This window comes from Azospirillum palustre, from assembly GCF_002573965.1.
In the GTDB taxonomy this organism is placed as follows: Bacteria; Pseudomonadota; Alphaproteobacteria; order Azospirillales; family Azospirillaceae; genus Azospirillum; species Azospirillum palustre.
Window position 1 is genome coordinate 1,838,533 of record NZ_PDKW01000043.1, and the last position, 17,996, is coordinate 1,856,528.

A 17,996-nucleotide genomic window follows, 5' to 3' on the forward strand; every position below is an offset into this window, starting at 1 on the left:
CGCAAGCGCTTTTTTGCATCCTCCGATACTTTTTGCGCCCTGCCCGCCCGACGCCCCGCCAACGCTCAGGCCGAGCGCGCCGGTGCCGCGTCGTCGATCAGCAGCTGGACTCCCTCAGAACCGTTCCAGCGGTCGATGCGCAACACGCCGGCAAGGTGGAACGGCGTGCCGCGGCCGGTCAGCAGGGCCTGGCCCATGTCGCTGTCGAGCGCGCGGAAGGCGATGGCCTTCAGCCGGGCACCGTCATTGCCTTGCAGGATGCAGCGGACATGGTTGGCGCCCACCACGTCGGCGCGCACAACACGGGCGTCGGCGATGGCGAAGCGCGGTTCGGCGTTGCCGGTGCCGTAGGGCCCGAGCTTGTCGAGCGTCGTCACCAGCCCGACGCTGGCGCCGCCAACCGACAGGGCGCCGTCCAGTTCCAGCGTCGGCACCAGCGGGGCGGATGCCACCTGTTCGGAGATGCGGCTGTGCAGGAAGTCGCGCAGCGCGTCAACCTTGTCGCCGGCAACGGTGAAGCCCGCCGCCATGCGGTGGCCGCCGCCGGCCAGCAGCAGCCCCTCCTGCCGGGCGGCGATCACCGCCGCACCGAGATCGACGCCGCGCACCGAACGGCCCGACGCCTTGCCGATGACGGTGCCGTCGGCGGTTTCCTCCAGCGCCACCACGCAGGCCGGGCGGCTGTAGCGCTCCTTCAGCCGGGCGGCGACGATGCCGATGACGCCGGGGTGCCAGCCGACGCCGGTGACGAACACCAGATCGGTCGTGCGCCCGGCCTCGGCGGCGACGCGCTCCAGCGCCTCGTCGAGGACCGCCTGCTCGATGGTCCGGCGTTCGGCGTTGTGGCCCTCCAGCCGCTGGGCCAGTTCCATCGCCTCGATGGGATCGTCGGTGGAGAGCAGGCGGGCGCCGAGGTCGGACGCCCCCACCCGGCCGCCGGCATTCACGCGGGGACCGAGGACGTAGCCGGCAAGGTAGGCGTCGGGCTTCTCCTTCACCCCCGCCACGTCGGACAGGGCGGCAAGGCCGGGGTTGGCGCGCCGCGCCATCACCTTCAGCCCCTGCGCCACCAGTGCGCGGTTCAGCCCGGTCAGCGGAACCACGTCGCACACCGTGCCGAGCGCCACGATGTCGAGCCATTCCATCAGGTTCGGCTCCGCCCGGTCGCGGTAGAAGCCGGACTGCCGAAGCACACGGTTGATGGCGACGATGGTGATGAAGGTGACGCCGGCGGCGCAGAGCGTGCGGTAGGCGCCGTCCTCGTCAAGCCGGTTGGGATTGACCAGTGCTACGGCAGGGGGCAGGCGCGGTTCGGCGGCATGATGGTCGAGCACGACGACATCGAGCCCGGCGTCGGCGGCGGCTTCCAGAGCGGCGAAGGCGGAAATGCCGCAATCGACCGTCACCACCAGCCGCACCCCCTCCCCTTTCAGGCGAAGCAGCGCCGGAGCGTTGGGGCCGTAGCCCTCGGTGATGCGGTCGGGGACATAGACGCGGATGTCGGCGCCGAGCGCGCGGAAGAAGCGGCGCAGCAGCGCGGCGGAGGTGGCGCCGTCGACGTCGTAGTCGCCGAAGACGGCCACCGGCTCGCCGTCGCGGATGGCCCGCGCGATGCGCTCGGCCGCGGGGTCCATGTCGCGGAAGCGCGAGGGATCGGGCAGCAGCGCCTTCAGCGTCGGGTTGAGGAAGGTTTCGCAGCTGTCCTCGGTGACGCCGCGGGCGGCCAGCACCCGGCCGACGATCTCCGGCAGCCCGCGCCCCTGGGTGAGGGCCTGCGCCTGCCGCTCGTCGCAGGGCCGCGCCTGCCAGCGCTTGCCGGACAGGGAGGCGGCGACGTTGAGGAAGGCGGCGGGCTCGGTCATGGCGGTGCGGCACGGTCTCTCTGGGATGGGGGCACAGCCATAGCAGAGATGGGCGCGCGGCGCACGGGTGGGTATGGACAGGGGTGGGATGAGTGCGGGAGAGGTGGAGCTGGACGGCTTTAAGCCGCCCGCATCCACACTGCGGTGTCGTGGAACGCCGCACCGCCGGCCGGCGGCACCGGTTCCGGCGAAGTCAGGCTGTTGATGCCCATGCCCTCGACGAAGGCGCTGTTCGGCCAGATGCCCTCGACGATCACCACGCCGCGCGGCACCCCGGCGAAGGACTTCGCATGGACCACCACGCTGCCCTGCGGGTTGCCCAGCCGCACCGCGTCGCCGTCGGCCAGAGCCAGCCCGGCCGCGTCGTCCGGGTGGATCAGCGCGGTGGGACGGCCTTCGCGCTTCTGGGCGGTCAGCGTCTCGGTGAAGGAGGTGTTGAGGAACTGGCGCGCCGGGGCGGTGACGAGGCGGAACGGATGCTCCGCATCGGCGTCGCGGGCGGGGGGCATATGGTCGGGCAGCTCAGGCATGCCGCCATAGGGGCCGAGCGCCGCCCAGTCGGGGGCGAAGCGGAACTTGGCATCCGGATGGGCGAAGCCGTTGAGGAAATGCGAGGTCTCGAAATCGGGCTGGGCATCGATCCAGCGGTCGGCGGTCAGGGTCGCCGCGTCGCCGAGATCGGACGCCTTCAGCATGGCGTCGATGATCTCCAGCGCGGTCATGCCGAAACCCGGATGCTCGGCGCCGACGCGGCGGGCGAGTTCGCTGATCACCCAATGGTTCTCGCGCGCCTCGAACTGCGGCTCGATCACCTTGCGGCCGATCAGGATGTGCATCTGGCCGCCGCCGCGGTAGATGTCGTCATGCTCCAGGAAGGTGGTGGCGGGGATCACCAGATCGGCCAGCCTGGCCGTGTCGGTCATGAACTGCTCATGCACCGCCACGAACAGATCCTCGCGCAGGAAGCCCTGGCGGACGCGGTTGGAATCCGGGCAGATCGTCACCGGGTTGGTGTTCTGGATCAGCATCGCCGTCACCGGCGGGCCGCTGGTCAGGTCGCGCGGGTCGCCGGTCAGCACCGCGCCGATGCGCGACTGGTCGAAGCTGCGCACCGACTTGTCGAGGCGGTCCAGCCCCTCCGACAGGGTCTTGTCCAGCTTGTAGATGCCCGACGAGCAGTAGAGCGCGCCGCCGCCCTTGTGCTGCCAAGCGCCGGTGACCACCGGCAGGCAGGAAACGGCATGGACCTGCGCCGCCCCGTTGTGGGCGCGCGACAGGCCGTAGCCGACGCGCAGGTAGGACCGCTTGGTGGTGCCGTAGAGGCGGGCGAACTCCTCGATCTCCGCTACGGTCAGGCCGGTGATCGATGCTGCCCATTCGGGGGTGCGGCTGGCGAGATGCGCCTCCAGCGCCGCGGTGTCGCCGGCGAGACGGTCGAGATAGGCGCGGTCGGCATAACCGTCGCGGAACAGCACATGCATCACCGCGCAGGCCAGCGCTCCGTCGGTGCCCGGCCGCAGCATCAGGTGCAGGTCGGAGACCTCGGCGGTGCCGGTGCGATAGGGGTCGATGGTGACCAGCTTGGCGCCGCGGCCTTTGCGGGCGCGGCTGACATGGGTCATCACGTTGACCTGGGTTGCCACCGGGTTGCCGCCCCAGTTGACGATCAGGTCGCTCTCCGCCATCTCGCGCGGGTCGGCGCCGCGGATGTCGCCATAGCCGGCGAGCCAGCCCATGTTGGCCGGCGTGTCGCACACCGTGCTGGTCTGGCGCGAATAGCCCTTGGCATGGCGCAGGCGCTGGATGCCGCCGCGCTGCACCAGGCCCATGGTGCCGGCATAGAAATAGGGCCAGACGGCTTCCGCACCATAGGTGCGTTCGGCGGTCAGGAAGGCGTCGGCGATGCGGTCCAGCGCCTCGTCCCAGCCGATTTCCGTCCACTGGCCGGAGCCCTTGGGGCCGCTGCGCAGCAGCGGGGTCTTCAGCCGGTCCGGCGCATGCACGCGCTCGGCATAGCGGCTGACCTTCGCGCAGATGACGCCGGCGGTGTAGCTGTTCTCGGCGGCGCCACGCACCTTGCCGATGCGGTCGGGGGCGAGGCGTTCCACCTCCAGCGCGCAGGTGCTGGGGCAATCGTGCGGACAGGCGGTGGGCAGGAACTGGGCCGACAAGGCTAACCTCTGGTCTGGCTGGCGGCGGGGAAGGCCGAAGTTTAGGCCCTGCCGCGCGCCGGCTTCAATCCGCAACAATGTATGGGTACAAAAAAGCGGGGCCGCGAAATCCCTTGTCCGGACTTCGCGGCCCCTGCCGATTTTAGCGAGAGAACCCCCTGACGACTTGCGGCTTTACATGAAGCCGAGCAGGCGCGGGAACCACAGCGTGATCGCCGGGACATAGGTGATGAGGCCGAGGAAGATCAGCATCGTCAGCAGCCACGGCCACACCGCCACCGTCAGCTCGGTGATGCCCATCTTGGTGATGCCCGAGGCGACGTAGAGGTTCAGGCCCACCGGCGGGTGGCACATGCCGACTTCCATGTTCACGATGATCAGGATGCCGAAATGCACCGGGTCGATGCCCAGCTTCATGGCGACCGGGAACAGGATCGGCGCCATGATCAGGACGATGGACGACGGCTCCATGAAGTTGCCGGCGGCCAGCAGGATGATGTTCACCACCAGCAGGAAGACCCACACGCCCATGTTCTGGTCGAGGATCCAGGCCGCCATGTTCTGCGGGATCTGCTCCGACGTCATCAGGAAGGAGAAGAGCACCGCGTTGGTGATGATATAGAGCAGCATCGCCGACATGCTGGCGCTGTCCAGCAGCACCTTCGGCACGCGGCGGAGCGGCATGTCCTTGTAGACGAAGACCGCGACGACGAAGGCATAGACCGCGGCCATCGCCGCCGCCTCGGTCGGGGTGAAGATGCCGCTGTAGATGCCGCCCATGACGACAATGATCAGCAGCAGGCCCCAGAAGCTCTCGCGCAGGGCATGCATGCGCTGCTTGAGGCTGGCCTTGGGCAGGCGCGGATAGCCGAACTTGCGGGCGCGGTACCAGGTGGTGAAGCCGAGGAAGCAGGCCAGCATGATGCCCGGCACCACGCCGGCGATGAACATCTGGCCGATGGAGGCGGCCTGCGGATGGCCGGTGGTGGCGACGCAGTACATCACCATCACGATGGACGGCGGGATCAGGATGCCGAGCGCGCCCGAGGTGGTGACGATGCCGGCGCCGAAATTCTTCGGGAAGCCCTGCGCCACCATGGCCGGCAGGATGATCGAGCCGATGGCGACCACCGTGGCCGGGCTGGAGCCCGACACCGCCGCGAACAGCGCGCAGGCCATCACGCCGGCAAGGCCGAGGCCGCCGTGCCAGTGGCCGACCATCGAGGTGGCGAAGTTGATCATGCGGCGCGCAACGCCGCCATGGGTCAGGAAGTTGCCGGCCAGGATGAAGAACGGGATCGCCATGATCTCGAACTTCTCGATGCCGGTGAACAGCTTCAGGGCCACGGCGTCGATCGGCACGTCGGTCATGAAGAACAGGAAGGACAGAACCGTCAGGCCGAGCGAGATGGAGATCGGCATGCCGGTGAGCATGAGGGCCAGCAGCAGCCCGAAGATGATGGCGGCGTTCATGCCGGGCCTCCTTCCTTGGCGGCTTCGACCGGGTCGATGCCGTCGACCTGGGCATGGTCGTGGTGGGGCAGTTCACCGGTGCGGATGAAGGTCCAGGCGACCTGGAGGAAGCGGAAGCACATCAGGTAGGAGCCGAGCGGCACCGCCAGATAGATGATCCACATCGGCCATTCCAGATCGGCCGACACCTGCTCGGTCTCGGAGATGTGGTAGACGAAGCGCGCGCCGAGCGACCCGACGATGAGGGTGAACAGCGCGCCGGCACCCAGCCCGAACAGCACGAATTTGCTGCGCAGGTGCGGCTCCATCCGGTTGATGATGACGTCGACGCCCACATGGATGCCGGTGCGCACGCCATAGGCGGCACCGAACTTGGCCATCCACACGAACATGTAGATGCACAGCTCCTGCGCCCAGGCGAGGTTCCAGTGCAGCACATAGTCCTGGATGACGGGAACGCCGGAGAAATAGCGGTGGACGACGGACGCGAAGATGACGAGCGTCGCCCCGGCCATGAGCGACGCGATCAGCGTCTCCTCTAGCCGGTCGAGGATTTTCATAAGCATGTCGGGGGGATCTCCCGGTCGGCGGAGATGATTTGGATTCACATATATTCTGCAACCGCGACCAGCCCTCTCTCCCCCGGGGAGAGGGAGGGGACCCGCCGCGCAGCGGTGGGGAGGGTGAGGGGGCCGGCGCGCGACCCGCGCGCCGCCAAGGGGCATGCTGCCCCTTGGCAATCCCCTGGCACAGGCTTCCGCCTGTGCTGCCCCCTCACCCTGACCCTCTCCCCAGGGGGGAGAGGGAAATCCGCCTGACGGCTCAAATCACATCTTGAAGCCGGCCGCGGCCGATTCCTTGTAGATCGCTTCGATCAGGTCCTTGCCGACGCGGGCTTCGGCGTCCTTGTGGACCGGCTTCAGGGCCTTGACCCAGGCTTCGCGCTCTTCCTTGGTCTGGGTGTGGAACTCGGTCTTGCCGGAGGCCTTCATCTGGGCCAGCGCCACGTCGTTCTCGTTCTGGGCGATGTCGTTGGCGTAGTCGGTCGCCTCCTTCATCGCCTCTTCCAGCTTGCCGCGGACGTCGGCGGGCAGGCCTTCCCAGAACTTCTTGTTCACGATGACCGCATAGCCGAGATAGCCGTGGTCGGTCAGGGTGGCGTTCTTCTGAACCTCGTGCATCTTCTGGGTGTACATGTTGGACGGCGGGTTCTCCGTGCCGTCGACGACGCCGGTCTGCAGCGCCTGGTACACTTCGGAGAAGGCCATCACCTGCGGCAGGGCGCCCAGCGCCCGCATCTGGGCGTCCAGCACCTTGGACGACTGGATGCGCATCTTCAGGCCCTTCACGTCCTCCGGCTTGATGAGCGGCTTGTTGGCGCTCATGATCTTGAAGCCGTTGTCCCAGTAGGCCAGCCCGACGATGCCCTTGGACTCCAGCTTCTGGAACAGCTTCTTGCCGATCTCGCCCTTGGTGACGCGCTGCAGGACTTCCTTGCTCGGGAAGATGTAGGGCAGGTCGAAGACCTCGAATTCCTTGGCGCCCAGCGGGCCGAACTTGGCCAGCGACGGGGCCAGCATCTGCACGGCGCCGAGCTGCAACGCCTCAAGCTCTTCCTTGTCCTTGTAGAGCTGGCTGTTCGGATAGACCTCGATCTTCACCTTGCCGGCGGTCAGCTTCTCGGCCAGTTCCTTGAACTTCTCGGCACCCTTGCCCTTCGGCGTCTCCGGCGCGACGACATGGCTGAACTTGATCACGATCTGGTCCTGGGCCCAGGCCGTCGAGATCGCCATCGGCGCCGACATCATGCAGCCGACCGCCGCCGCGCACAGGAGCTTCACGAGTTTCATAGGTGCGTCCCCCTCTGGTATTCATTGTAGACGAGGCTGACTGTTCGGCCCCGTACTTGTTGCGCATTGTTCATGATCGGACGAATTGCGGCTATTGTGGATATCCGCAGAGTCGGCCTATTCCACTTTCGTACGGTCCCGCCATCCCCTGCCCCCACACTTTCGTGTCCACCCCGATGCCGAAGCCATCCCGCAAATCCGGTCCTGCCGTCCGCTTCGGGCGGACGGTGCCGCACGCCATGCCGGTGGTGGCGATGGCGCTGGTCGTGGTGCTGCTGGGCGCCTTCCTCTGGCTGTTGCAGCGCAACGAGCGGGAGGAGGAGGCGCTGGCGCTGATCAAGGACGCGCTGTGGGTGGAGCAGAACCTGCACTTCCAGCTCGCGTCCGACGAGGACAAGCTGGAGAGGCTGGCGGAGACGCTGAGCCGGACCGAAGCGGGCCGGACCGAGGCGGACCCGCGGCAGTTCGCCGCAATGGCCCGGCTGGTGGTGAACACCAATCCGGCCATCGAGCGGGTGCTGTGGCTCGCCCCCCAGGGCCGCACCCTGCTGGCCGAGCCGCCGTTCCCGGGAAGCGGCGAAACCGATGCAGCCGATGCGGAGAGGATGGCCCGCGACGACGCGGTGCGGATCGCGCGGTCCTCCGGCCTGCGGGCCTATGGCGCGCCCTACCGGATCGACGCCACCGACCGCGGCTTCGACGCCGCCTTCCCGCTGTTCCGCGACGGCGCCTTCGCCGGCACGCTGGTCGGCGTCTTTTCCTTCGAGGCGATGCTGACCCACCATGTCCCCTGGTGGTTCGCCCAGCGCTACCAGCTGGAGGTGGTCGACGCCACCGGCACGGTGCTGGGATCGAAGTCGCGCATGTCGGTGCCGGGGTCCATGGCCGGTCCGGCGCCCGACCCCGCGCGCAGCCATCTCATCCCGTTCGATCCGCCCGGCCATGGCATGGCCCTGGTCGCCACCGCCTACCCCAGCGACTCCAACGTCACCCGCACCGTTCTGGTGGCGGCGATCTTCGCGCTGACCGGGTCGGCCTTGTGGAGCCTGTGGTCGCTGCGCCGGCACATCGCCGGCCGCCTGCGCGCCGAGGAGGCGCTGCGCGAGGAGCATGCCTTCCGCAAGGCGATGGAGGACAGCCTGACCGTGGGCATGCGCGCCCGCGACCTGGAAGGGCGCATCACCTACGTCAACCCGGCCTTCTGCCGGATGGTCGGGCTGGAGGCGGACGATCTGATCGGACGCGGCCCGCCGGCGCCCTATTGGCTGCCGGAGGAGATCGACCGGGCCGAGGCCGCCTTCCAGGACGTGCTGGCCGGCCGGGCGCCGGAAAGCGGACTGGAGATGCGCTTCCAGCGCGCCGACGGCGAGCGGTTCGAGGCGCTGATCTACGAGGCGCCGCTGATCGACGCCAACGGGCGGCAGACCGGCTGGATGGGCTCCGTCCTCGACATCACCGAGCGCAAGCGCGCCGAGGAGCTGGCGCGCCAGCAGCAGGAGCGGCTGCAACAGACCTCCCGCCTGATCACCATGGGTGAAATGGCCTCCACCCTTGCGCATGAGCTGAACCAGCCGCTGTCGGCCATCGCCAGCTATTGCACCGGCTGCCTGAACCGGCTGCGCTCCGACCGCTGCGACACGGAAGAGGTGGCGGCGGCGCTGGAGAAGCTGGCCGCCCAGGCCAAGCGGGCCGGGCTGGTGGTGCGCCGCATCCACGACTTCGTGCGCAAGCGCGACCCCAAGGTCGCCCCCTGCTCGCTGGCCGAGGTGCTGGAGGATTGCGTCGGGCTGGCCGGCAGCGACGCCGCAAGGCTGGGCGTGCGGGTCGAGCTGGATGCCCCGGCCGACCTGCCGCCGGTCACCGGCGACCGCATCCTGCTGCAACAGGTGGTGCTGAACCTGATGCGCAACGGGATCGAGGCGATGGCCCGCACCCCGCGCGCCGACCGCCGCCTGACCGTCACCGTCCGCCAGACCGACTGCGATGGCGGCGGGGACGGCAAGGACGGGGACAAGGATGGCGCCCGCCTGCTGCTGACCGAAATCCGCGACCATGGCTGCGGCGTCGCCCCCGATGTGGCCGACCGGCTGTTTTCCCCTTTCTTCACCACCAAGCGCGAAGGTATGGGCATGGGCCTGAACATCTGCCGGTCCATCGTCGAGCATCACCGCGGCCGGCTGTGGTTCGAAACGGCGGGGACCGGCACCCGCTTCCTGTTCACCCTGCCCGTCCATGCCCGCACGCCGGACCGGACGACCGACACGTATCCCGATCACACCGCCGAGGCTGCCGAATGACCACGCTCCACATCGTCGACGATGACGAGGCCATCCGCGACGCGCTCGGCTGGCTGTTCCAGTCGCGCAACGTCCCGGTGGCGGGCTGGCCGTCGGCCGAAACCTTCCTGGACTCCTGGCGGCCGGACACCGCCGGCTGCCTCCTGCTGGACATCCGCATGGAGGGGATGAGCGGGCTGGAGCTGTTCGACCGGCTGCTGTCCAAGGGTTGCCGCATGCCGGTGATCTTCCTGACCGGCCATGGCGACGTGCCCATCGCCGTCGGCGCCCTGAAGAAGGGGGCCCGCGATTTCGTGGAAAAGCCCTTCAACGACAACGAGCTGGTCGACCGGGTGATCGACGCGCTTGCCTTCGACGCCGAGCAGCGCGAGCGCGAGGCCGGTCAGGCCGGGCTGGCCGCCCGTCTCGCCACCCTGACCCAGCGCGAACGGCAGGTGATGGAGCTGGTCGTCGCCGGCCGCCTGAACAAGGTGATCGCCGACGAGCTGGGCATCAGCATGCGCACGGTGGAGGTCCACCGCAGCCATGTGTTCGAGAAGATGCGGGTCAAGACGGCGGTGGAGCTGACGCGGCTGCTGACGGGCGCCGCCTGATTGCTCCTCCCGATACAGGAAAACCCAGGGGACGACGGAGGCGCCTGGAGTCCCCATCTGTCCCGTACTAGTCTGTTCGTTCCCCAGCGGTCTGGAGCATCAGCGGTTGAGGTTTCGGTTACCCAGCTCCATCCTCGCCATCGGCCTGGCCGTGACGGCACCGCTGCTGCTGTTCGGCGCCGTGATGGTCTGGCAGCTCGACGCCCGCGACCGGGCGGAGACGGAGGATGCGCTGCAATCGGTGGCGCAGTCGCTGTCGCTGGCGGTCGACCGTGAACTGGCGAGCCAGTTGCGGCCGCTGGAACTGCTGGCGTCGCTGCTCCAGCCCAATGCCGACGATCTGCGCACCCTGTACCAGGAGACCACCACCGCCACCCACAGCCAGCCCGGCTGGCTGGCGATGGGGATGGTCGACGCCGACACCGGCCGCTTCGTCTTCCACACCCATTACCCGCTGGGCGTCCAGCCGCTGCCGCCGCCCCGGCTGGACGAGATCACCCGCACTGTCATCGAGAGCCACCGCGCGACCATCGGCGGCGTGCTTCCGCCCGGCGGACCGCCGGGCCGGCCGTCGCTGATCCTGCGGGCGCCGATCCTCCAGTTCGACCCGGACCGCCAGAACGACCGCGTGCGCTACATCCTGTCCCTGGCACTTGGGCTGGAGGGGCTGTCCAGCGCCCTGCGGACGCGCGACACCCCGCCGGAATGGACGGTCACCGTCATCGATCCGACCATGCTGATCGCCGCCCGCTCGCGCGATGCGGCGGCCTATCTGGGCCAGAAGGTGTATGCGTCGCTGGAGGCGCGGATCCGGACCGGCAGCAACCGCATGTTCGTCGGCCAGACCAAGGACGGGATCGAAGTCCACTCCGTCATCCACCGCTCATCCGAAACCGGCTGGGCGGTGGTGCTGGGCGTTCCGTCGACCATCGTGCAGGAGAAGCTGAACGCCACCCGCATGACGGTGGTCGGCGGAGCGGCCGCCGCCTGCGCGGCGACGCTGATGCTGGCGCTGCTGGTGTCGCGCGCCTACCGCCGCCGCCGCAGCGCCGAGGAGGAGGTGCGCCGCGCCCGCGAGGCGGTGCTGATCGAGCAGCGCCGCCGGCTGCAATCGGAGAAGGACCATGCCGAGGCGGCGAACCGGGCCAAGAGCGATTTCCTGGCGAACATGAGCCACGAGCTGCGCACCCCGCTGAACGCGATCATCGGCTTCGCCGAGGCGCTGATGTCCGGCATCTTCGGCCCCTCCCCGCCCAAGCATGTCGAATATCTGACCGCCATCCACCAGTCCGGCCGCCATCTGCTGGATCTGGTCAACGAACTGCTGGACATGGCGAAGATCGAGGCCGGACGGCTGGAGCTGTTCCCCGCCTGCGTCGCGCTGGGCGAGCTGCTGGAGGATTGCCTGTCGCTGATGGAGGCGCTGGCCCTGCGCAAGGGGGTGGTGCTGACCAGCGGCGCCATCGCGCCCGGTCTTCAGGTCACCGTGGATGGGGTCCGCATGCGCCAAGCGGTGCTGAACGTCCTGTCCAATGCCATCAAATTCACCCCGTCGGGCGGTGCGGTGCGGGTGGAGGCCAAGCCCGGACCCGGCGGCGCCGGTGCCGTCATCGTGATCGCCGACACCGGCGTCGGCATGAGCGCGGACGAGCTGGTGATCGCGATGGAGCCGTTCCGCCAGGTCCACAATTATCTGACCAAGGCGGAGGCCGGCACCGGCCTGGGCCTGCCGCTGGCCCGCCGCTTCGTCGAGGCCCATGGCGGCACCCTGACCCTGGACAGCACGCCGGGGACCGGCACCACGGTGACGATCGTCCTGCCGTAAGGGCTCTCGGAAGGCGGCGATTCGCTCTTGGAGTCTGTCCGGTTTTCCGTGCGATTCACGTTTCAAGCGAGTTCGCTTGAAACGACCGCACTCTAGCCCCGGCGGGGCGGACGGCCGGGGAGCGTGGCGCGCTGAAGCTTGGCGCCGGCCATGTCGGCACCATCCATGTCGGCGCTGTCGAGATTGGCGTCGGACAGGTTCGCCTGCACCAGACAGGTGCCGACCAGCAGGGCGCCGCGCATGTCGGCTCCCATCAGGTTGGCGGCCCAGGAGCGGCCGGTGGGACGGCCCGACGGATCCTTGATCGCCGCCGGCCCAAGCCGCACCCGCGTCAGGTCGGCGCCGGTCAGCACGGCGTAGCTGAGGTTGGCGCCCGACAGATCGGCGCCCATCAGGTTGGCGCCCTCCAGATTGGCGCCCGACAGATCGGTCATCATCAGCCGCGCGCCGGTCAGCGCCGCCGCCGACAGGTTGGCCCCGCGCAGGCTTGCGGCGCTGAGGTTGACGCTGCGCAAATCGGCACGGCTGAGATCGGCGCCGTCCAGATCGGCCCGCTGGCCGCGCTGGCCGAAGCTGTCGATCCAGCGCTCATGGTCGAAGATGGCGCGCTGGATTTCCGACCCCATGCTGTCGATGGGGCGGGTCATCTGCGCCGTGGCGATGCGGGTGGAGGACAGGTCGCAGTCGGCCATCCGCGTGCCGACCATGTCGGCCTTGTCGAAGCGGGTGCCGTCCAGCGCCGCCCCCGACAGGTTGGCGCCGTTCAGACGCGCGCCGGTCAGGTCCGCCCCGGTCAGCACCGCCCCGGACAGATCGGCGTTCTGCAACATCGCGCCGCTGAGGTCGGCGTCGGACAGGTTGGCGCCGCGCAGCACCGCGCCGGTGAGGTCGGTCGGAATGCCGCCCTCCGCCGTCATGCCGTTCTGGAGGCGGGCGAGTGCCGCCTTGTGGATCTGGCGGGCGCTTTCGGCGTCCTGCGCATCGGGGCCGGCACCGCGACGGGCGGTGCCGCCGGGCTCCAGCGTGCCGGCGCGCAGGTCGGCGCCCTTCAAGTTGGCGTTCGAGAAGTCGGCCGCGCGCAGCCGGGCGCCGCGCAGATCGGTCTGCATCAGGTTGGCGCGGCTGATGTCGGCATCGCGCAGATCGACGCCGAACAGGTCGGCGCCGGCCAGATTGGTTCCGTTCAGCCGCCCGCGCGCCAGCCGCGCCCCGACCAGCCGGGCGCCGCGCAGGTCGCGCTGCGACAGGTCCACCCCCTCCAGGTCGGCCATGGCGAGGTTGGCGCGGGCGCCGCCCGGCTGGCCCTTGATCCAGCGGGCGTGCCGCTCCAGCACCTCGGCCAGCTGGTCGGGCCGAAAGAAGGAGACGGACTGAGCGGTCGGGGTGGTGGCGGTTGGCACGGACAACTCGACGCCGTGAATGGTTACATCGCGACAATCATGCGGTTCATTCGTTACCGAAGGCTGAATGAATCCCCCTTTTGCGCACCCTCTTTCGGAGGATGCGGTTCGGCGGCCCGCCGGCATGGCGCATCGGCGGGAAAAGGCCGATTCCAGCCGGGATGGATAGGAAAAACGGAAGCTTGGCCATAGCAACGGCCATAGGCCCCGACACGTCCATCGCCGTGACAGGATCGCGGCAGTCTCCGAGTCGCGCAGGTTACCGTTCTGTAATCGAACCAGTTGCGAACGGGTCGCGAACAGCCGCAACCCGGCGTCCCGCCCCCGTTCCGGGCGAGGCGGCGGAATCCCTCGACTCCTCCAAAAAACAGCATCGGTTAAGCAATGGTTTCTTGACAGAAAAGGCCACGGGCATCCTAAAAGTGTCCCACCTTTCGGATAAACGCACCGCAGCACGCCTTGACCTTAGCCAGGGTGTGACTTTGGCCGTAACCGGGACGGCGGGGTCCAGACGATGGAGTCCGGCTGCCGGAGCGGAAAAACGGGATATGAAGGAAGAATGATGAAGGATGCGGACGCCCGGTCGACCACGACCGCACGCCCGAGCGTCGGCGAGAGCCACGCCACCGAACGCCGTCATCTCGATCGCCGCCATCTTCTGCGCGCCGGCCTCGGCCTCGCGGCGGTCGCCTCGGCCGGCGGGACCCTGCTTACCAGCGAAGAGGCGGAAGCTGCGGCGCTGCGCGCTCCGCCGCGGGTGCTGTCGCTGGTGAACCTGCACACCGGCGAGCGGATCAGCGCCGAATACTGGTCGCGGGGCAAATATGTCCGCGACGCGATGCGGGCGCTGAACCGCGTGCTGCGCGACCACCACAACAATTCGGTCCATGCCATCGATCCGAAGCTGATCGATCTGGTCCACTCGTTGAGCCGCAAGATCAACCGCCGCGGCCCTATCGAGATCGTCTCGGGCTACCGCTCGCCGGAGACCAACGCGATGCTGCGCGAGGCCGACGGCAGCGGCGTGGCGCAGAACAGCTATCACATGCGCGGCATGGCGATCGACCTGCGGGTCCAGGGCCTGTCGACCCGCCAGCTCCAGCGTGCGGCGCTCAGCCTGCGCGGCGGCGGGGTCGGCTATTACCCGGACAGCAACTTCGTCCATGTCGACGTCGGCCCGCTCCGCCACTGGTGAGCGGCCGGACCACCGATACGGTGCGGTCCGGGACACCCCGTCCTTCAAGGAAGTCGGTATCATGTGGCGCCAGGTCCGGACGGGCTTCGGCGCCACAGTCGCTTTCGAGGCAGTTGCCGCTTCCCGCCCCGGGGTCGCTGCGATGACACCCTTCCTTCGAACCCCTTTTCCGCAACTTTTGGAAAATACCGATTGCGGCTCATTACCGCATCCTATGGTAGATTTTTCCATTTTTTGAGTCCAGATAGTTTATTATCATCTCCACTGCGCAATTTTTGAAGCCTCAGGCTTCGCAAGTGGGGGGACAGGCACATGGGTTATCTGTTCGGTGGAAGCGGCAACGACACGCTGATCGGCGGTGGCGATGACGACACGCTGGATGGCGGCGACGGCAACGACATTCTGTTCGGCGGCGCAGGGAACGATGTCCTGGTCGGCGGGGCCGGAAACGACACCCTGTACGGCGGTGACGGCGACGATGTTCTGATCGGCGGGACCGGCGACAATGTGCTGTTCGGCGAGGCCGGGAACGACAGCTTCTATCTCGACACCGCAACCGCGGTCCGTCTTTTCGGCGGCGCTGGCGACGACACGGTCATTGTCCGCTACGCCGGGGGTGCCAGTCTGGATATCTCCAATTCGATCGAGCATGTCATCGGCGGGGTCGGCAATGACGCCGTGACGGCGGCCAACTCGTCATCGGCAGTGACGATGGCCGGCGAGGACGGCAACGACACGTTGACCGGCGGTTCCGGCAACGACACGCTGTCCGGTGGAACCGGCGACGACAGGCTGCGGGGCAGCGGCGGCGACGACCTGCTGCAAGGCGGGGCCGGCGCCGACCTGTTCGATTTCTCGGTCAGCTTCGGCGGCAGCGGAGGCAACGACGTCGTGGGCGATTTCAATGCCGCGGAGGGCGACCGGATCGGACTGCTCGGGTTCCAGAGCTACACGGTGAGCGCCAACGCCCAAGGCGAGGCTGTTCTCAACATTTCCGGCTTCGGCAGCGCGTCGACGGTCACCCTCTCCGGGGTGATGGCCCAGGACGTGTCGAGTGGCTGGTTCACCGCCCTCTGAAACGAGGAAGGCGCCGTCCCGGCAGGGATGGCGCCTTTCCCACTTGTCCTGGGCGGAGGAAGACCGCCCTACCCCACCTTCAGCTTGCGGCGCAGCAGCGACAGCGGCGCGGTGTCGTCCAGGCTGGGCTGGAAGGCGATGGTGACCTCCTTCAGCGCGTTGTCCCAGCTTTCCGGATTGGTGCCCTCCGGCGCCTCGACCGAGGTGAAGCCGGTGCGGACCAGGAACAGATACTGGTCGGGGATGACATGGCCGACCGCGCGGATCTCGCCGGTGTAGCCGTAGCGCTCCCGCAGCTCGCGCGCGGTGGAGAAGCCGCGGCCGTCGCGGAACTTCGGGAATTCGACCGCGACAAGCGAGAAGCGGTCGAGGTCGGCGGCGATGGATCCTGCCAGCGTGCCGCTCTTCAACCGCACGCCCAGCCGGGCGTTGCGGCCTTCGAAGCTGTCACGCTCGGCCTGCCAGCGCTCGAAGCTGATGATGACCGGGCGGTCGTTGGGGACCGGCTCGCCATCGGGGATGAAGCTCCAGGCATCCTCGCCGATGCGCCCATTCTCAATCAGCGGCATAGATTCTCTCCTTGAACGGGGCATGGCCGACGCGGCGGAGCGTGTCGATGAAGCGCTCGCCTTCGCCCGTGCGGTTGGCGAGATAGACGTCGACGATGGCCTCGATGGCGTCCACCGCCTCGGTCTCGGTCACCGCCGGGCCGAGGATGTCGCCGATTTCCGTGGTCAGCGTCGGGTCGCCGCCGACGGTGATCTGGTAATATTCGGTGCCCTTCTTGTCGACGCCGAGGATGCCGATGGCGCCGACATGGTGATGGCCGCAGGCGTTGATGCAGCCGCTGATCTTGATGCCGAGTTCACCGATGGTGCGCTGGCGGATCGGATCGGCGAAGCGGGCGGAGATCGCCTGGGCCAGCGGGATCGCGCGGGCATTGGCCAGCGCGCAGTAGTCCAGACCCGGACAGGCGATGATGTCGCCGATCAGCCCGGCATTGGCGCTGCCCAGACCGGCGGCGTCGAGCCGCTTCCACAAATCGTACAGCTCGTCCTTCTTGACGTGCGCCAGGACGAGGTTCTGGACATGGGTGACGCGCAGCTCGCCGAAGCTGTGGCGCTCGGCCAGATCGGCGACGAGGTCCATCTGGTCGCAGGTGGCGTCGCCGGGGATGCCGCCGGCCGGCTTCAGCGAGACGGTGGCGATGGCATAGCCCGGCGCCTTGTGCTCCGCGACATTCACCTCCAGCCAGTTGGCGAAGGCCGGGTCGGATGCCTTGGCACGCTCCAGCGCTTCGGAATGGTCGGGCAGCTCCTCGAAGGGCGGCGGGGCGAAATGCTGGCGGACGCCCTCGACGATCTCCGGATCCAGGCGGTACTTCGGCCCGCGCAGCCGCGCGAACTCCTCCTCGACCTCCTGGGTGAACTTCTCCAGACCCAGCTCATGCACCAGGATCTTGATGCGCGCCTTGTAGATGTTGTCGCGGCGTCCGTACTGGTTGTAGACGCGCAGGATGGCTTCGAGATAGGCGACGAAATCCTCCTCGGCCACCCACTCGCGCACCAGCTTGCCGACGAAGGGCGAACGGCCGAGACCGCCGCCGACATAGAAGGAGAAGCCAGCCTCCCCCTTGTCGTTGCGACGGGCCAGCAGGCCGACGTCGTGGATGCGCACCGCGGCGCGGTCGCTCTCGGCGCCGGAGATGGCGATCTTGAACTTGCGCGGCAGATAGGTGAACTCGGGATGCATCGTCGTCCACTGCCGCAGGATCTCGGCATAGACGCGGCCGTCCACCACCTCATCCTTCGCGGCACCGACGAACGGGTCGGTGGTGACGTTGCGCACGCAGTTGCCGCTGGTCTGCAGCGCGTGCATGTCGACCTCGGCCAGCTCATGCAGGATGGCCGGGGTGTCCTCCAGCTTGATCCAGTTGTATTGCAGGTTCTGGCGGGTGGTGAAATGGCCGTAGCCGCGGTCGTACCGGCGCCCGATCTCCGCCAGCTTGCGCAGCTGGGTGGCCGACATCACGCCATAGGGCACGGCGATGCGCAGCATGTAGGCGTGAAGCTGGAGATAGAGGCCGTTCATCAGCCGGACCGGCTTGAACTCCTCCTCCGTCAGCTCGCCGGACAGCCGGCGCTCGACCTGTTTGCGGAACTGCTCGACGCGCTCGGCGACGAACTGCCGGTCGATCTCGTCGTAATGATAGATGCCGGCACGGGCGCCGGGCGCGATGTGGTTCATGTCGAT

Annotated in this window: 13 protein-coding genes; 5 read left to right on the forward strand and 8 right to left on the reverse strand. The window is 68.2% G+C overall.

What is annotated here, in order from left to right:
* Nucleotides 1–65: 65 nt before the first annotated feature.
* The 5 genes from recJ to CRT60_RS31030 all read right to left on the reverse strand — a co-directional run bounded on the left by recJ (nt 66) and on the right by CRT60_RS31030 (nt 7,356).
* Nucleotides 66–1,862 (reverse strand): single-stranded-DNA-specific exonuclease RecJ, encoded by a 1,797-nt coding sequence (gene recJ / locus CRT60_RS31010; protein ID WP_098740273.1) that lies wholly within the window; start codon nt 1,860–1,862, stop codon nt 66–68.
* A gap of 119 nt (nt 1,863–1,981) precedes the next feature.
* Nucleotides 1,982–4,033 (reverse strand): molybdopterin oxidoreductase family protein, encoded by a 2,052-nt coding sequence (locus tag CRT60_RS31015; RefSeq protein WP_098740274.1) that lies wholly within the window; start codon nt 4,031–4,033, stop codon nt 1,982–1,984.
* 174 nt (nt 4,034–4,207) lie between these two features.
* Nucleotides 4,208–5,506 (reverse strand): TRAP transporter large permease, encoded by a 1,299-nt coding sequence (locus tag CRT60_RS31020; protein ID WP_098740275.1) that lies wholly within the window; start codon nt 5,504–5,506, stop codon nt 4,208–4,210.
* A complete protein-coding gene (locus tag CRT60_RS31025; protein ID WP_204562110.1) occupies nt 5,503–6,072 on the reverse strand; it encodes a TRAP transporter small permease in 570 nt (189 codons plus the stop codon). Before CRT60_RS31025 ends, CRT60_RS31020 begins: the two co-directional genes overlap by 4 nt.
* Before the next feature lie 261 nt (nt 6,073–6,333).
* On the reverse strand, nt 6,334–7,356 hold the full coding sequence (locus CRT60_RS31030) for a TRAP transporter substrate-binding protein (RefSeq protein WP_098740277.1): 1,023 nt from the start codon (nt 7,354–7,356) through the stop codon (nt 6,334–6,336).
* A gap of 176 nt (nt 7,357–7,532) precedes the next feature.
* Here CRT60_RS31030 and CRT60_RS31035 point away from each other — a divergent pair, with 176 nt between their 5' ends.
* The 3 genes from CRT60_RS31035 (at nt 7,533) to CRT60_RS31045 (ending at nt 12,071) form a co-directional block, all read left to right on the forward strand.
* Complete coding sequence (locus CRT60_RS31035) at nt 7,533–9,653, forward strand: two-component system sensor histidine kinase NtrB (RefSeq protein ID WP_098740278.1); 2,121 nt, start codon at nt 7,533–7,535, stop codon at nt 9,651–9,653.
* On the forward strand, nt 9,650–10,246 hold the full coding sequence (locus CRT60_RS31040) for a response regulator transcription factor (RefSeq protein ID WP_098740279.1): 597 nt from the start codon (nt 9,650–9,652) through the stop codon (nt 10,244–10,246). The genes CRT60_RS31035 and CRT60_RS31040 overlap by 4 nt, the downstream gene beginning before the upstream one ends.
* Before the next feature lie 106 nt (nt 10,247–10,352).
* Complete coding sequence (locus CRT60_RS31045) at nt 10,353–12,071, forward strand: ATP-binding protein (RefSeq protein ID WP_098740280.1); 1,719 nt, start codon at nt 10,353–10,355, stop codon at nt 12,069–12,071.
* 92 nt (nt 12,072–12,163) lie between these two features.
* Here the strand turns inward: CRT60_RS31045 and CRT60_RS37645 are convergent, their stop codons facing one another.
* Nucleotides 12,164–13,471, reverse strand: coding sequence for a pentapeptide repeat-containing protein (locus CRT60_RS37645; protein WP_098741115.1), 1,308 nt, complete (start codon nt 13,469–13,471; stop codon nt 12,164–12,166).
* Between the two features lie 559 nt (nt 13,472–14,030).
* On the opposite strand from CRT60_RS37645, the gene mepK reads away from it, so the two are divergent.
* Together mepK and CRT60_RS37650 are read left to right on the forward strand one after the other, a co-directional pair.
* Nucleotides 14,031–14,666: a peptidoglycan L,D-endopeptidase MepK gene (gene mepK / locus CRT60_RS31055; protein WP_244592857.1), complete on the forward strand. Its 636-nt coding sequence runs from the start codon at nt 14,031–14,033 to the stop codon at nt 14,664–14,666.
* A 312-nt stretch (nt 14,667–14,978) separates the two neighbouring features.
* Nucleotides 14,979–15,743, forward strand: coding sequence for a calcium-binding protein (locus CRT60_RS37650; protein ID WP_098740281.1), 765 nt, complete (start codon nt 14,979–14,981; stop codon nt 15,741–15,743).
* A gap of 68 nt (nt 15,744–15,811) precedes the next feature.
* On the opposite strand, the gene CRT60_RS31065 is transcribed toward CRT60_RS37650, so the two are convergent.
* Nucleotides 15,812–16,312 (reverse strand): DUF934 domain-containing protein, encoded by a 501-nt coding sequence (locus CRT60_RS31065; RefSeq protein WP_098740282.1) that lies wholly within the window; start codon nt 16,310–16,312, stop codon nt 15,812–15,814.
* Entirely contained in the window at nt 16,299–17,834 is a 1,536-nt protein-coding gene (locus CRT60_RS31070) for a nitrite/sulfite reductase (RefSeq protein ID WP_425290429.1), read from the reverse strand. Before CRT60_RS31070 ends, CRT60_RS31065 begins: the two co-directional genes overlap by 14 nt.
* Between the last annotated feature and the right edge of the window lie 162 nt (nt 17,835–17,996).

Excerpts from the sequence above, each read along its gene's own strand:
- recJ (WP_098740273.1), bottom strand. The coding sequence starts at position 1,862 with ATGACCGAGCCCGCCGCCTTCCTCAACGTCGCCGCCTCCCTGTCCGGC.
- CRT60_RS31020 (WP_098740275.1), bottom strand. The coding sequence starts at position 5,506 with ATGAACGCCGCCATCATCTTCGGGCTGCTGCTGGCCCTCATGCTCACC.
- CRT60_RS31025 (WP_204562110.1), bottom strand. The coding sequence starts at position 6,072 with ATGCTTATGAAAATCCTCGACCGGCTAGAGGAGACGCTGATCGCGTCG.
- CRT60_RS31030 (WP_098740277.1), bottom strand. The coding sequence starts at position 7,356 with ATGAAACTCGTGAAGCTCCTGTGCGCGGCGGCGGTCGGCTGCATGATG.
- CRT60_RS31035 (WP_098740278.1), top strand. The coding sequence starts at position 7,533 with ATGCCGAAGCCATCCCGCAAATCCGGTCCTGCCGTCCGCTTCGGGCGG.
- CRT60_RS31040 (WP_098740279.1), top strand. The coding sequence starts at position 9,650 with ATGACCACGCTCCACATCGTCGACGATGACGAGGCCATCCGCGACGCG.
- mepK (WP_244592857.1), top strand. The coding sequence starts at position 14,031 with ATGATGAAGGATGCGGACGCCCGGTCGACCACGACCGCACGCCCGAGC.
- CRT60_RS37650 (WP_098740281.1), top strand. The coding sequence starts at position 14,979 with ATGGGTTATCTGTTCGGTGGAAGCGGCAACGACACGCTGATCGGCGGT.
- CRT60_RS31065 (WP_098740282.1), bottom strand. The coding sequence starts at position 16,312 with ATGCCGCTGATTGAGAATGGGCGCATCGGCGAGGATGCCTGGAGCTTC.
- CRT60_RS31070 (WP_425290429.1), bottom strand. The coding sequence starts at position 17,834 with ATGAACGGCCTCTATCTCCAGCTTCACGCCTACATGCTGCGCATCGCC.